The following is a 17,223-nucleotide window of genomic DNA, read 5'->3' as shown; positions in this document are numbered from 1 at the left end:
ATTATCATATACTTATGGAAAAATATATATTTATGCTTGGTCAGTCAGCTGAGTTGGCCAAAGAAGAATTGATAAGCTTTTTGGGTTCTGTAGAAAATAGCGGTCCGTCCTTTGCACTGGCCACTAGTCCCAAAAAACCAGCCGAATTAATAAAAAATCTGGGTGGCACCATCAAAATTGCCCAATATATTGATACTATTGATGACTTGTCCCCACTTTTTGATATTTGGCTAGCAAATATCAACATAGAATCTGGCAAAACTAATTTTGGTTTTAGCCTGTATAATGACAAAAAAAACTATCCAGCTATCAAAAAAATAAGCATGGCAATAAAAAAAGACCTCAAAAGCCAAGGGCATAAGTGTCGTTTTGTCAGCAGCCGAGAGCCTATCCTCTCTTCCGTTATTGTCACCAAAAATAATCTGATAAATAATGAACTTTTAATAATCAGAAACAACAACCAGTATATCATTGGAATTACCAGAGCTGTCCAGGATTTTGCCAGCTATGGTTTGCGTGATATGGAACGACCAAATCGTGACGACAAAAGTGGCCTACTGCCTCCCAAAATAGCTCAAATAATGCTCAACCTAGCCGGACCAGATAGACAAAAAAATATATTAGATCCTTTTTGTGGCTCTGGTACTATATTACAAGAAGCTGCTCTTTTGGGATTCAATCAAATATACGGATCTGACATAAGTAAAAAGGCTATATCAGATAGCCAAGCAAATCTGGATTGGCTGGCCAAAAAATTTGCTATAAAAATAAACTACGAAATAAGAAAATCTGATATTAACAATTTATCAGAAAATTTCAAAAATAATTCTATAGACCTGATAGTAACTGAGCCATTTATGGGAGACGCCCGCCAAGTGAGTAGAGCCTACAAAATATCCGATCTAAAAAATATACAAACCGAGCTACAAAAATTATATCACAAATCTTTTTTGGAATTTAAAAAAATACTAAAACCAGGTGGAGTTGTCATTTTCATATTTCCTGAATTTGTAATAAAAAATGACAGCTTAAAAACTCTAGACGAATATATCATAGCCAATATAGGTTTTAGACTAAATAAAAATCTGGTCTACTTTAGACCAGATCAAAAAGTCAGACGCCAGATTACTGTCTGGCACCTATAAGAAATCAATTTATAGGGTACACCCAGCTAAACTTGTTGCCCAAAACCTGGACTTCCCTCCATCTTAGCTTATTGTATGCTTTATCAAAATATACTAACTGCCCTGATGATGATACTATATTGCTCAGATAAAAAGCTATAATCAACATTTCATCCTCTGGTATACGAAATTTATCAGACAAAATCATCTCCAAAAATAAACGACGTAGCATGAGTTTGTCTGTCTCATCGCCTATAGCCTGCTCCAAAGAATGCCCATATTTTACGCCAACAAAACGCTTTAAAATATTTTTGAAACGACTGTCCTCACTGATAGTTTGATCGAGGATTCTTTTTTTTATCATCAAACCAATACAACTGATAACCTTGTCTTTATCCTGTATACCAATAGCTTGCCATAAAATATCTCTTATTTTATTTACATCGTTTTCCGCTTCAGACATTAAAATATCTTCCGGTAAAATATTTTCCAACAATTCTTTGATATGCCTTTCTATTTCATTTATCGCTATAGTACTATCCAAAGGCTTGTCAGCATTTTTTTTGCCAATTTTTTTCTTTTCTGCTTGTGATATTTTTAATATTGAATCGGAATAATCAAAAGTCATAGGTGCATCATCATCATAGGAAACAAGAAAATACCGCAAACTCTCACTTTCGTCTTTATTCAATTCCATCACATTGGGAGCTTTTGATAAGTACTGAGCCCTGCTTAATGAATCACGAGAGCTGGCTCCGGCAAAATGAATATAATCTTTTAGCCAACTATCAACAGTAGGTGCTGTCAAAAAACCTTTTTCATTGACTATTTTTTTACTGGACAATTTCAAATCTTTGAAATCTTCATATTTACTCATCATTTCTTTGACTGTACCTACTGTGTGGCCGGGAAAAACATTGGAATTGACCAAATTATCCTCTGATTTGAGTGGCTTCACATGAGGCACTTTGCCGCCCAAGCGCAAAATAAGCCTATCAATATTATCTATATAGAACTGTAAAGGAGAAAAAGCTTTTATAGCTAAATCAAGAGCCAACTCTCTAATATTAAAATTTTTCGCTCCTGGCAAATATTCTAATTGTTTTGGCAAATCAAGAGGCGAAACAATTTTTAAAATTATTTTGTCCTCCAATGAATTTATATAGTCTATTTGGTCAAAATTAAAACCATATTTATTTACCAACTCATCATTTATATCAGTAAAGTTATCCCAAATAAAATCTTGCACCTCTTTTGGTAGTTTGAGCCAATCTTCCGTTTTCATTTAATAAGCCTACTTAATACTATCTATTATATCTTTGGGCGACTTACTTGCAACATGAGCCCTAGCAGCCTCCCTATCCATACCATCTTTTATGGCATTTTGGACTACCACCAACGTGGCCAGCTCCTTTTTGAAAGCTGGTTCCAAATTATCCATAATAATCTTATTTACTTTTTTACCAGTTCTAGCTAGAGTCTCTGCAAAAAGCCTAATCTGTTCTGGCGTACCCTCTTGTAATATATGCCTTTGTTGATCTTGGGTAGCATGCCTGGCAAAATCTTTGAATAACTCTCTATTTTCACCTTTGGAAATATCCATCTCATGCAACCTGGAGTAATCCATACCATCGCTGACTTCTCTTACCATAGCGCCGGCGGCATAATCCCTTCCCGAATCAATCTGTATTCCTGAAATATCCCTACGTCGAGAACTTTGTGCTTTAAACAAAGTATCTCTTTCTCTTTCAAATTTACGCTTTTCGGATATACTGGAGGCATTAGCTATTAATGCAGGGAGTTCCTCCAATCTTTTGGCGTCAGCACCACCATCTATTGATTTAAATCCATCTCTTATTTCCTTCGCTATTTCTCCTTTTTGCTTTTCATAATCAGCTACTCTTTGTCTTTGCTCCTCATATCTAGAGTCGCTCTTATCAACTGTTATTTCAGGCGCCGATCCTAACTTATCTTCCAAAGCTACTTTCAAAACAGATTCCTCATCCTCGACATCAATTAATTTCAAAGGTGAACTAAGAATATTCCTCCTCTGCTCAGATATCTCTGCTTTATTTCTTTTATAGGTTTCTTTACTAATTTTTTTATTTTTATAAGCAGATTCAAGTGATTGCTCTCTCGTATCAATAGATGCTAAATTATTATTTGCTTCATCGTCAGTAAAATAACCAGCCATAAGACGCCTGTTTCTATATAGTTTCTCTCTATCTTTAGCCGTTCTTTTATCCTTTGGAATAGCCTCATAAGCTCTTGTTTCTTCTAGAGCTTGCGCTTTAACACGCTCTTTTCTTTCAGTAAATTGCTCGTCAGACTCACCTACAGACTGCCTCAAATGTTTATAAAAATCTTTAGGCAAGCCTATCTCGCCAGAGGTAATAGCCTTATTTATATCTGAAACCACTCTATTTGCCCTTGGCACAGCCATTTGCGGATATAGGCCAGACTCAAATGTAAGTTGTTTTATGTAACCGTTGTTGCTGTCTAAAGCGATTTGATCTTTATTGGTAAATTGAGCTACTCTTTGCCCATCTTCATCAACAGTGCTCATAAATTTGTGATCTTCTAACTCATCATCCACATCTTCTTGAGCTGAGGCCTGTGCCAATTTTACCCTCAACTGTCTGGAGGCTACTTTACCTAACAAGCTATTGGCAGTTCCAATACCATCAGCATATTCATCCGATCTAAATGCTTTAAATAAATTTTTTATACCCCCAAAAGAATTTCCAGCCTTATCAAGTATAGATTCCGATTTCAAATTTTTGAATAAATTATGATGCAAATCATCAACATATCTTAGAGCATCTTCTTCACTTACTTCATTACCCCACTGCAAATTATGCTTATCTTGCCTTGTCTGATCACCAACCTTTGCCAGTTGTTTATTTACCCAAGAAGCCTGGTCAGCATTTTCTACTTCACCTCTATCAACCAAAGTCTGTGCTAATACAGTGTCATGGTCTGCATTACCACCAATTGAACTGACAGACGAATAAAGTGGTAAAGCCCCTTTGACAACTCCAACTCCAACTTTACCAAGGCTGCGCTTGATCCTGTCTCTAGACGCCGCCCAATTTTCCAATTTCTGCCCTGGCTCTAACGAACTAATAGTTGATCGACTTTTAGCATACTCTATACGATGCGTATCTTTTATGCCTCTCTGGTCATCTTCTTTTTTCTTTTGTATTCTATCAGCATCATAACCCTGCATTCTCATGGCAGTTCTTTGAACTCTACCCCCCCAAAAAGGTACATTGTTCCAGCCAATTTTACCAAACAATTTTTGACCCCTAGCCGAGCCATCTGATTTTATCAAACCTCTAGACGCGAACGCACCAAGTCTAGAAGCAGGAGCTAAAGCATAATTTCTGCCCATATAGCCGGCTCCTTTTTGAACCATGCCCATGCCTTTGCTGGCAAAACTAGCCCCCGCCGCACCTGAAGCAGCGGCCATTTGCAGACCTCCCACCAATAATGATATAGCTATTACATAATTTATAACATTATTAACTGACAGAGCTTCGCTAGGTGCATCAATAGCTGGCGCTTCCTGTACAATGGCATCGTTTTCCTGTGTGTTATTAAAAGAATCAGCTATGTCACCACGACCAGTAATAGTAAAGGCCAGCCACAAGAAAAACGCCAAGATTGGTCCGGAAATCAGATTTTTACCCAAATCTTGTGACCATTTGACATAAAACTTTTTGGCCGATGGAAATATAAAAGCAAAAAAAGCAACAGGAGAAAGAACCATGGCTATCCAGAGATGAACTATCCTCATAGTCAACATGATGATAATCACACCAATCACTACCACAGCAATAGCCAACATAACGCCGCCCAATATCAAGGCTACTATATAATTTCCTAAATCAAGACTATTACCGGATGATGTTATTTTATGCAGACCCAAAGAAACCATTATATTTCCAGCAGCTACATCACTAATTGCAAAAACAAAAGTGAGCATTATAACCTGAGTAATATCAATTGCAAAACCGACTATCGTCCGACTAAAATTGATAAGTATAGCTACTATAATCATCCTAGACAAAAGCTGCCTATAACCATAAGAACTGACATTTATAATAGTAGCAAAAGCAATGACTAGTAGTATCAGGATGAAAAACATATTGACCAAATCTCTCAGAGCTACCCAACCAATTATCACACCTGCTTCACTTCCAAATTTATTGTAAGAAGCTACCAGTGGCAGAATAAACACCTCCAGTTGCAAGGCAAAATAAAATGGTATCATCACAACTCTAAGAATCAAGTCCCCTAGAATATTAATCAAAGGATTTACCGCAAAAACTATTTGAGGTATAAGCAAACCAAAACTGGTAAAAAGGGTAATCTTTTTAAAATACTTAGCCAAACGATAATTAAAAAATTTCATAGCTAACAATTATTTAATATAATATATCTTATTCATCATAGACCATTATCCAACCATTGAAAGGCATAATGGTATTCCATCCCCAACGGTCTGTCACTCTGACCCTAGGCTGATAGCATGAAGCATCGGGGTCAACAGGCTCAGGTGGTGTCCCTGCTGCTCCACCTATACCATCACAACGATGCGCACCCTCAGGATCATATTGATAATCATGATAAAATACTTTATAACCTTCTTGGCAAGCTCTATCTAGTCCTCCAAAACCCATCAGATGAGTATCTCCCAAAATTTCTGGGATACCAGCCGGTGCTTCAGCATTTGGATCACAGTAGCCACTTGGTAAATTATTTTTGTATTTACCAGGATTTGGTACAAAAGCATTAATCGCCCCGTCACCCCAATCAATATCTACACTGTAGACTGGCATATGGTCAGGATGAGCATGGTAGAAAAATTTGACATCAGTAAATAATGCCCCGCCGGTACCTATCAACGCACCTGATGAATCGTCATAAGCCCCATTAACAGTAATGCCTGTTATATTACTTTTGACATTTCCAGATGAATCTCTTAGCTCACAAAGTCTGTCTCCACAAGCTGCCAATACACGAGGATTATAATCACCTCCCGCAAACACATTACTAAAGTTGCCCGGACCGGATATAATATACTCGTTATCAAACTCATAAATGTGTTCTACACTGTTCCACTGCATATTATAAACTTTGGCAAACAAATTGGTCAGACCTTCTACAGCGTGTGCCCAGACCAGAGCCTCATCACTATCATATCCCTCCCAAGAAAAGAAAGTGGCGGCTGATAAATCTGTCACATAATTATTCAAAGGCACTCTGGTGCTTACTATTTCATTACCATCAAATATTCCCAATCCAGCCCCAAAATGAGACCCAATACTGGTACCACCAACATCACCAACATGATCATACTTGACATCATTGATGTATTGGTATTCTCCGGCAGTATAATAGTATGACTCCCAGCGTGGAATAATTACTCTATCCCCTGTTTCTTTGTTTCTCCACCAGATGTCAGTACGTACAAAAGACAAATCGCCTTGTGAATCTAGATATGATATAGTCTTGCACTGTTGGAAACAATTCAAAGGATTGTCATTGGCCGAGCCATCACAATCTGTGCCCTGCTCATCTACAGGATAGTATTGGAATGTACGATCGCGGAAATTATATGTTGAAAAATCAGGGATCTGTAAAGTTTGAGTACAGTTTGCATTGGCAGATTTTCCGTAATATCTGGCATCAGTACCACCACCATATTCCAGACAACCCTCCTGAATCACAGTACCACTGCCATCTGTTTCGCCAAATAAATGAGTATAAAGCCAATCCATCAAATGGTCATCTTTTACAGTGGCTATCGTGTAATTATAAGGTCCGTTATATATATAATTATCCGATGACAGGATATTATTATTATCTACATCCCCCCATAAATTACAATTTTCAGGCTGATGTGCTTGATCAAAAATACTAACTGTCTGTAAATCATAAATATACTGATGGCAACCATCCAAACCAATAATATTGTTAAAGGTACAACTAGTGCCATCATTCAGATTTACTGAGAAGGCGCCCTGATTTTTTGAACCAAATTGACTACAATATACAACACCGCCAGCGGTTGATTCAGAAATATAAGTATCTGTGTCAGCTGGATCTTCTACCAGCACACCAGTGGCATTGTGGGCAGTCAAATCAACATAGTTTTCAATACAATACATAGCTTCACAAGTAGCATAGCCCTGACACTGATCTATACTAGTAAAGCCCTTAATGTTTCCCCCCCACGGCTCATCATTAGAACCAAGAACACCTACATAATTGAGGCTATATATACATTCATATCCCCTTCTAATATCCAAGCCAGCACTACAATTATAATCAGTGCAAACCAAAGGACCTTCTTCATAATATTGCGCTTCAGCATAATAATTGTAGCTCAAAGGATTGCAATATACATTTCGGCATACCTTGCTCTTATTTATACCGCATCCACTAGAACAATTATATACACCACCTCTAGCTCCCTCACCTGAATCAGAGTTGGAATAAACTTGATGATAATTTCCTTCGGGAGAATCTACACGGTTTTCATCTCCACTATATGGATTAGGGCTGTCAAACAACTGTCCACAAACCCAATCACTTGGCTGAGCTTCCAAGTCACATTCTGGACCCCAAATTGCCGGATAGCCATTTGGCGAATTAATAGAAGCATAGGGGTTATAATTTCCACTGCTATTTATTCTTTCATCATAAAAATATATTTCAATATCTATACCCGCATCATGAGTAGTGTCAAAAAGCTGCTTAATAACTGACAAACTGTAAGCATTGGCCGTTTCGCCAGGATTTGATACTTTGAAATGACTCGATTTATTAAACCTAGTATTATCACTGCAGTTACTATTTTTACAAAGGGAATTTTCAATTCTATTTAGACCGACTTGATTATAACTTCCCGTAGCGGGGTTAGGTGTACCATCAATATTGTAGCCACCTAAGCCAAATCTATTATTTGCATCAGCATAAAAGAGTGATGTATATGGATACCATGTAGCTACTTCACCTATCTTCAAATAATCCCTATCAAGCAGATCGCCAAACTCGTTTATTTTATCTACGTTTATCCTAGCACCCGCCGGTACTCTAATGAGATAATTACAATCTCCAAAATTATCAAATTGTCCACAATATATCCTATCCTCAGTTAGCTCAAAAGGCTCAGCTATAGCGCAGAACAAGGCGTCTTGACCAGATGGTTCATAATAACCGGCTCCTGTATAATTATCATAAAGACTGGATGTGCCTTTTATCTTGTCAGCCGGATACCACTGATTGCAATAGAAAGTTCCACCAATATCATTGACCAGTTTATTTTGCAGGTCATATTCCAGACAAATGCCAGGCCAATTTTTGAAAGTAATAGCTTGTGTTTTTTCAGAGCAGACACCATCACCTCTTAGATTGAGATCTCTATCTCTAGTATCACATATACTATCGCTTGGCCGACCAGTATCATCTATACACACTCTTATACTGCCATCTTCCTTATATATATCCCCCGATGTACAAATAGCATTTGGCGCTGTCATGTCAGCAGGATAATAGTATACTTTATCACCATAACCGTAGGTAGTTTTGACAAAAGATTCTTCGCAACCATTTAAATATGACTCATCACTGGTACAAATAGCAGCACTATTGTACTTGGCTAGTCTATCCAATCCTTCCGGAGCAATAGCTGCTGGAAATGGCGCGTCAGACAAAGCATAACCTCTAGTTTCTATAGAAAAAGTACTAGTGCTATTCTGATTGGCTTTTGGACTGACCCAACAAATACCCTGTTGACATTCACCATTGAAGAAATAATCACCGTCAGTATTTATAGTAGCCGTACAAGAAATATCATCTATTGGAATAAGATCAGCATCTACACAACCTGAGAAATACCTTTCTCCTGTTGATACATTATAAGAGTCGTAGGCATCATAGACCAAACGAGGCTGAGGATCTTCAGTAGTACCAAAATCATAAATTGACAATTCATTGACTGGGATAGTATCTGGCACCGCATATCCAATATAGTCCATATCACCCCAAGTCATATGATCTCTAGCACCACTATCCCTAGACTGATATTTTTCATACGTCAAAGCATCAGAATTAGCATAAGACTCCCATCTCTTACACCTTGTAATATTGCTATTGCTGTCATATTCAAACTCTATACAACTATCCAAATCATCACATACTATTCTGTATTCCTGAGTATCGGGATCCAATACCGCTGACGAAGACTTACAAGTCAACCATTCTGAACATTGTCTATCTTTTCTGACTTTTATCAATTTGTTGGCATCTAATGTACAAGTAGGATCAAAACTTGGATTACATACAATAGGACTAGCCTGAAAATTGTCAGCTTCCACTTTGTCATACGTTTTTTGACTATCATACAAAGTAGCAACCTGATCATGAGCACCATTCCAGCTATTGGCATCATAAAATAGTACACAACCATTTTGTTTGTCCACTGTGCCATTGCAGCTTGTCTCATCTATTTGCTCATCATTGATATAATAATAAGCTTCACAACTAGGTGTCCAAGTCTCATTAGCATCATTGCAAAGTCTTTCGTCTTCTATAGCTGGATCGCTGCAATATCCGGAAATATCCGGATTATTTATTTTGGGATCACAATTAACTGGATCAGTTGGATCAATAAAAGCTGTACACATATTTTCTATAGCCGGACACTGAGAGGCTAGACCATAACCAAACCACTCACCACCGGCCTGCTGACAATCAGCTATAGTAAAATAATTGAGTTTTGAATTTGGATCACCAAATGCATGACAATAATCTTTTGGCGCACTCAAATCGGCTATATCAAATATTTGATCAGTGTCCAAACATCCCATTGGTGTTTCGTCACTCAAGGTAGCAGTCAAAAACCATCCGGAAAATAGACTGCCGCTGATTAAAATATTTTCTTGATAGGTACAAGTAGTGCTACCTGGATCTTTGAAATAATAAGTACCCTTACCTGAAGCAAATTCTTCACAATTCAAAGCTTCATAAGTACACAATGAACTATTATATCTATCAGGATCATTTATCTTGTATACGCTAGAATATAAAGTAGCATCTTCTCTATCTGGTAAACCAAGCTCTGAACATCCTTTGACTGAAGATAAACAATAATTTTTCGGATCAGGCACTAGATAATTTATACTGTCCGATGGGACGGTAATCTCTGAATAATCACCTAAGTGGAAGGTCTCTTCATAAGGATAGCTAGAGTTATGAGTATCAATTACTGGTGTACAACCAATCGCCTGCTCGCGACACAGATAATTAAATGATTTTAGATCAAACTGACGAGCGTTAGTGTCTATATAAGTCTGACAACCCAAGTGGTAACCCTCATATGGTGTATCACAAGAAGTTGGTGTCTGCCACGAATCTCTGATGACCGAAAAGCTATCTGAAATTTCCTTAAAGGTAAAATTGTCAATAAATAAATCTCCATCTACAGGCCCATTGACATCCAATATGATTGCCTGGCTATCAATATTATCCATGTCCAAACTAGATATATCCAGATATTTGGAAATAGTATAATAATGCCAGTTACCAGCTTCAATATTAAACAAATCAGTATCTTCTGCGTCATTCAAATTTTCTAAAAATGTATTATTATTGGCATCCTCCAAAAATAGGCGAATATTAAAATCACTCAATGACACACTGCTTTTCATCCACCAGGAGACCTGATATTCTTTGTTATTTTTTATAACTTCGTCAACCATATTTCTGCCATGGCTATGCCCTGTGGCAAGCTTCAAAGAATGACCACCGTCATTTAATGATTCTGAAGACAAATCAATAATACCCGGATCTCCATCTCCCCACGGGGAATAAGTACCACCTTCAAAATTATCAATAAATAACATACGTATATTATTGGCATTATTACCATAATATGATCGGCAATTATTATTGGCTGCCGTACAAGAAATACTTTCTGACGGCAAACCGCTATATTCTGTACCGGTCAAAGTACGTCTATAGTCATGACAGTTATCGCTGGCAAATACTACCCTATCCTGCAAACGCATATGAGAGTCTCCGTCTTGATCAAAGAACTGGCGACAATTTGGGTTTGTATCCAACTCTGAGACATCACAAGTAGCAATACTGACATTGTCACGACAATCAGTGCCATGAGGATCTATGTTAGTGCAAGGCGCATCGCTGATATTACTTTCTAAGATATACCAAGTTTTGATTTGATAACCGGCCACGTCACTACCCTCCCAAGTATAATAAGCCGCCCCAAACTCCGAAGGCACACATTGGCGAAGGAATGTATAATATTCTCTACCCTCACCGCCCTCGGCTAATACATCAAGGTTGGTGAACTCTTCACAACCAACTGCAGTCTCAGGACATGAATTAGCTGTATCTGGTATGAAATTAAAATACCTCACATCCGTATCACCCTCCATAATATCAAACAAATCAGGCTGTTCAGAAAAAGTATCATAGCCAACACATTCATTTGGACAAAGATCACCAGAATTAATAACTGCTGGTATCATTGGGTCTCCATTTATAGGAGTATAGCCCTGACAACCAACTTCTTTTTCAAGACACATAAAACGTCCGCTATCCATATAAACATAACCGCCTTGTCCATAAGGTGTATAAACAGATGAACTGTTTGAAGAGCTGACAATTTCTAATTTTAGATTATCAAACCAAATAACAGAACTAGCCACAGGATTTTCAGATGAAATATTAATCTGACCACCTTTAGTATTTTCATTGGTCATAAATGTACACTTGGCTCTTTGTGCTCCTTGAGACGGTACTGACAGAAGGTCTATATTGTTTGGGTGTCCATCATATCCGATGTCACAAGTAGTAAGCTCCTCTATAGCCCCGCCAATACTAGTATCACCACAAGTACCAGAGGCATCGCAAAGATGCATAGTGATTCTGCCTTGGTCTGTACTTTCAGGAGTATATTGCTCCATGTCCACTGAAATTTGGTACATGGTATTTGGCAAAAGCTCTACTCTTTGCATCAAATCAACTCCCAATCCACCACCATAGGCATAACCATTGGCAATTCTATCGCCATTATAATCAAAACCTACTGAAGACCAGCCATCAGGAGTTCCGTCATCATTGATGTCACCAAAACCACTATTGGGAACTAGATTAACACCAAGATCAGGAGCCATTAATATATATTGATCACAACCAGCCTGATCCGAGCTACAGATATTTGCCTGTTTATTCAAAAATAAATCATTATCATCATATCTGATATCATCTAATATCCAATTGCCTTCAAAGTCTTTTTCTTGGGAATACCTGCGACAACCCGCTTGATCAGCAGTACAATAATCAAGACTATCTTCAACATAAGAAAACTCTCCCAAATCTTCATTTTTAAAAGTCAAACAACCGGCGTAAATATCACCACTTGGACATTTGTCGCCTTCAAAACGCCAAATATTTTCTGTCCTAGTACAATATCCGTATTGACCATCCAGACAATTACCATCATCATCTTCACGCAAACAAATTTTGGCATCAGCACAATATTGTTGACGATTACTACTGTCTGAAGATTCCAAAACAGATGAATTGACATAGGCATCGCATAAGACACTAGGTGCTTTGAGAACCCAATCCGGATCTATCAAATGATAAAAAGGATTGTGTTGATTACCATCTACGGCAAACTTATCTGAAATAGGAAAACGACAATCTAATGATTCTTCAAAACAATCCATAGCCTGCTGTAAACTGACTGGGCCACGAATAGCTGCCAATTCCCATCCAACTGGTACAATATTTGCTTTTCTGAGCTTGACTAAATTACCATAACACAAACCATCACGATAACATTTTTCAGTGCTATGATTGAGTGGATCATTTGGCCCAATCAAAGGAGTCTGCCCGTCAATTACACCATCTTCTATAGCTTGTTTCAAAGTCATCTGAGAATTTACCGCTTGTAAAAAAGCTGGACTCATCACACAATTGTCTGGTTTTTTAAACTGACTTGGACAAATTGCAAATTCATTGAGATAATCAAAAGATTCTATTTTTTCTATCCTTATTTTTTTAAGGTCTTTAAATAAATCCTGACCCCTAGGCTGCAAAAAATCATAACCACCCCTTAATCTAGCTAATAGATCATCTCCTACTATTGCATTATTATTCTTACCACCAAATAAAGACCACATACCGTCTTTTATCCATTCTTTCATCAGTTTGGAAGTAAAAGTATCAACAAAACGACTACCGGCATCTTTTAAAATATCTGACAATTTCCTATTGGTAGCTGCCTCTTTTCTAGCTGCTATGGCTTTAGCTGAGTTTTCAACAGCCGAATCCCATTGTTCTTCCGACATATTCATAGCTACACTACAGTGAGTTTTCACAGCCTCTATAACAGTTGTAGCTTTGTCTATGAATCCCTGACATTCAGAAGCAGATAGTTCTTCCACCTCTTTAGCTTCTATTTTTTTATTGTTGACAGTCGTCTCCAATTTTATTAAGGCGCCCAAGTCACTATTTTCAGGATCCATCAAACCCTGAAAAAATTCTTTGGTGCTGTCAGTCCCTGATCTTTTCGGATCAAGATGAAACTTTACAATATCTGATTGCACTTCTTTTTCAAAATTTTTCCATTCTCTCTGGACATTACGCCAATCACACTTTGGTTTTGGCGGTTTTTGCTCATCAAGCAAAGCTAAGGTAAGCGTCAATTTGACATCAATAGAAGGATCACAAAGATTTATACCCAATTCATCAAAACCTTTGGTAGTAAGCTCACCCAAAAATTCACCAAAAGCCTTATCTTGAGCATTTTGTAAATGTTGTTTTATAGAGGTCGTCCGAAACAATGGTTTACCTCCGGCTGCACCAGTTGCTAGTTCAGTGGCTACATCATAGGCCAGACTATCCATAAACATTCCCACCGTCTTATTTGATAATTCAGCACCCACAATGCCCTGGACAGTATCATAAACTTTCTCTACTTTATCCCAAATCCATTTTAGACTTCCGGTGACATCATGGGCCACCGATACAATAAAAGCATCCGCTGGACGCGGCAAAGATAGACCGGTAAAAGTAACAAAAACTAGAACTAGGGAAAAAATTATTTTTTTATAACTTGCCATATCTTATATTTTATTCTTATCAAAAATATAATAATTATCTTGCTAATAATTCTTGGGCTATACCCAATAATTCCTCATCACTCAAAGCGTTTATTTCTGCTGGATCGGCTCCTGGTTGGGTCAATAAAAACTGTCTGACTTCATCTGGAGTAGGATCATTGGACAAAGCATTTTCGGGTAAAATATTACTCTGATCAAATATTCTAAAAATATTTAGAAGATCCTCATCTGTCAGGGCATCTAGGTCTTCCTGCGGCATACCATTTTCTTTGAGAAAATTCCTAAATTCAGACACAGCCGCCTCTTGGACTGTTATATCTGGGTCAACATTGACCTGCTCAATTATATCGGCCAATTTAGTATTGGGTGTGATGAGTCTCAAAAGATTACAGGACTGCCCATGTGGACAAAGCGGATCATTCCCCAAAGCTACTTCTTCAGAGTCAGTAAAGCCGTCACTATCAGTATCTTCCAAAAACATACTAGTATAATATTGATACTTTTCTTCATAATCTGTCAGACCATCCCCATCTGTATCATTTTCCTTTAGCTCGGCTATAGTCCTAGTCGCTTCTTCATCAGGACTCAATTGATTATCCAGCCAATCAGGAGTGTCATATTTGACTGGCTCAATCAAATTTTTATAAATCTGCGATCCACTTATCAATAATAAAAAAATACTAAACACAAAAAATAACCAAAATTTACCGCGCAAACTTTTTTTATTGGTAGGATTTTCCAAATTCGCCTGGACATTTTCTGGCAAAACTTGATTGTTTAAATCCTGATTTTTTTGTAATTGATTTAGTTCAAAATTTTCGTCCATAATTAAACGATAAGTTGCATTTATTATAACATAAAATTATAAAATAACCAAAGAAAAAATCACCGATTTTCAAGTGTCCGGTGCTTACAGCTTAAAATAAATTTTTGGCTAGCTCCAGCCAATTAGAAACTGACAATTTTTCTGCCCTGATATTTTGATCTAAACCCATTTTATCAAAGATTTTAGCTAATTTTTCTTTATTTATTGACTGGTCAGTCAATAAATTATTAAAAAGTTTTTTTCTTTTATACGCAAAGCCGCGACGAACCAGTTGCCAAACTTTTTTTTCTTCCACCTGGTACTGCCAATCAATAATGTCATAAATATTTAAAATAGCGGAATCAACTTTGGGCTGTGGATAAAAATTTTCTTTAGTCACCACATGAGCAAGTTGTGCTTTGGCATAAAACGCCACTGACAGTGAAAGCAAACTGTGTTTTTGGTGATCCACTACTCTTTGCGCCACCTCCTTTTGAACCATTAGCGTCATGCTAAGTGGCCTCCTCTTTGCCAAGATAAATTTATTTATAAATTTAGCAGTCAGATAATACGGTATATTAGCAACTATTTTGTATTTATTTTTTTTGTACTTAGACATAATACCCAACCACTCGTCATCAGATAAGGAAAGTATATCATGCCATATTATTTCCAAATTTTTTGATACTTTTTTTAATTTGTTTAGAGGCTCAACAAAATTTTTATCAATCTCAAAAGCGACTACTTGCTCTGCCTTATCTACCAAGACAGTAGTCAAGGCTCCCAAGCCAGGACCGACCTCCAAAACCAATTCTTTTTTTGAAATATTTGCAACATCCAAAATGTTTTTTAGCACCTCGTCTGAAACCAAAAAATTCTGACCTCTTATTTTGTTTGGACTAAGATGATATTGTTTTAGTAATAATTGAAGTTGTGTTATATCCATATTAGAGTAGCATGTAAAAAAGTGACATCCCTCCGGCCAAAATAAAAGTTATTTTAAAGGCCAACACTTCATCGGCTACAAATAAAGTCAATATATAGATAGCAATAATGGCCAAAATTTTGCCGACTATCAAACTCATTTCAAAAAATATCACTCTATTCATTACCGAAGTTTTTTTCTGTTGATTTTCAACCAATTTAGCCTGCTCATAAGTCAGTGCTACCAACGGCACTGACACCACATTTTTTCCCAGACGAGACATGGTATCTACAAAAAATACTCCCGCTGTGGTGCTGACAAAAATTCTAAAAAACCAAGCTAATGAATAAAAAACCGCTCCCAGAGATAAAATCTTTCTTTTATTTCTTGAGTCTGTCAATTTACCTATATACAATAGCGCAACAGTAGTAACTAAAGTTGCCAAGGTAACTACCAAACCCAAATCAAAAAGATTGACAATAACAATTGATATGAAAACCGGCCAAATAACCATTACCACCAGTTCTTCCCCATAGCCAGCATAGGCCAAAAATGATTGCCTGTTTTCTTTACTAAACAAACTCTTATATGCATCTTTATAATTAAAATCCCCCGGATTAAATTTTTCTTTGGTGACCAATGTAGCGATATTGGAGGTTAAAAATATAATAGAGGCTACAGTAAACAAAGCCCCATAGCCCCATTGCGACACTAAAAATCCAGCCAAAACAGGCCCCAAAATATAAACCAAAGAAGTAATAGCAGTGATAGAAGAAACTGAACGGCCTTCTTCTCTATTATCTGAAAATCTAGCAAAATCTGCGTGATAAGCCGGCCAATAAAACATTTTTTGTATAGCATACAATATTGGCGCCACAAAAAACATCCAAGGCCAAAAACCAATAGCAAACAAGGCCAAATAAAAAACTATATACATAATAGTCCCTACCAGTATCCCCTGCTCATATCCAAAACGCCTAGAAAACTTAGCGCCTATTGGAACTATCAAAAGATACAGAGCGTAAACTACAAAATAAAAAAACATTATTTTATTTAGACTGTAGCCCGACTGATACAGATAAATTGGTTCAAAAATAATTACCATCGCCAGTGCCAGATTGACCAAAGTCGTAGAGACAAAAAGCTCTCTCATCTGTCTTTGCATGTGATTCGGTAAAAAACTTTTTACAAAATGAAGCATTT

General features: G+C 37.2%; 7 protein-coding genes. 1 reads left to right on the top strand and 6 read right to left on the bottom strand.

The window, feature by feature from the left end; genetic code table 11:
* The first annotated feature begins 14 nt into the window (after window positions 1-14).
* Window positions 15-1,145 (top strand): methyltransferase domain-containing protein, encoded by a 1,131-nt coding sequence (locus KKH39_02275; protein ID MBU1202845.1) that lies wholly within the window; start codon window positions 15-17, stop codon window positions 1,143-1,145.
* 4 nt (window positions 1,146-1,149) lie between these two features.
* Here KKH39_02275 and KKH39_02270 read toward each other — a convergent pair whose 3' ends face one another.
* The 6 genes from KKH39_02270 to KKH39_02245 all read right to left on the bottom strand — a co-directional run bounded on the left by KKH39_02270 (window position 1,150) and on the right by KKH39_02245 (window position 17,221).
* Complete coding sequence (locus tag KKH39_02270) at window positions 1,150-2,409, bottom strand: hypothetical protein (protein MBU1202844.1); 1,260 nt, start codon at window positions 2,407-2,409, stop codon at window positions 1,150-1,152.
* Window positions 2,410-2,418: 9 nt separating this feature from the next.
* Entirely contained in the window at window positions 2,419-5,541 is a 3,123-nt protein-coding gene (locus KKH39_02265) for a hypothetical protein (GenBank protein ID MBU1202843.1), read from the bottom strand.
* Between the two features lie 28 nt (window positions 5,542-5,569).
* The gene (locus KKH39_02260; protein ID MBU1202842.1) at window positions 5,570-14,290 is read right to left on the bottom strand and encodes a hypothetical protein; all 8,721 of its coding nucleotides are present in this window, start codon (window positions 14,288-14,290) and stop codon (window positions 5,570-5,572) included.
* Window positions 14,291-14,324: 34 nt separating this feature from the next.
* Window positions 14,325-15,116: a thrombospondin type 3 repeat-containing protein gene (locus KKH39_02255; GenBank protein MBU1202841.1), complete on the bottom strand. Its 792-nt coding sequence runs from the start codon at window positions 15,114-15,116 to the stop codon at window positions 14,325-14,327.
* Between the two features lie 91 nt (window positions 15,117-15,207).
* Complete coding sequence (rsmA, locus tag KKH39_02250; protein ID MBU1202840.1) at window positions 15,208-16,041, bottom strand: ribosomal RNA small subunit methyltransferase A; 834 nt, start codon at window positions 16,039-16,041, stop codon at window positions 15,208-15,210.
* Window position 16,042: 1 nt separating this feature from the next.
* Window positions 16,043-17,221: an MFS transporter gene (locus KKH39_02245; GenBank protein MBU1202839.1), complete on the bottom strand. Its 1,179-nt coding sequence runs from the start codon at window positions 17,219-17,221 to the stop codon at window positions 16,043-16,045.
* Between the last annotated feature and the right edge of the window lie 2 nt (window positions 17,222-17,223).

This window comes from Patescibacteria group bacterium (assembly GCA_018819405.1).
Taxonomy (GTDB): Bacteria; Patescibacteriota; Patescibacteriia; order UBA1558; family GWA2-36-10; genus XYD1-37-29.
Note: the sequence above shows the minus strand (reverse complement) of the source record. Positions and strands in the feature narration are given on the sequence as shown.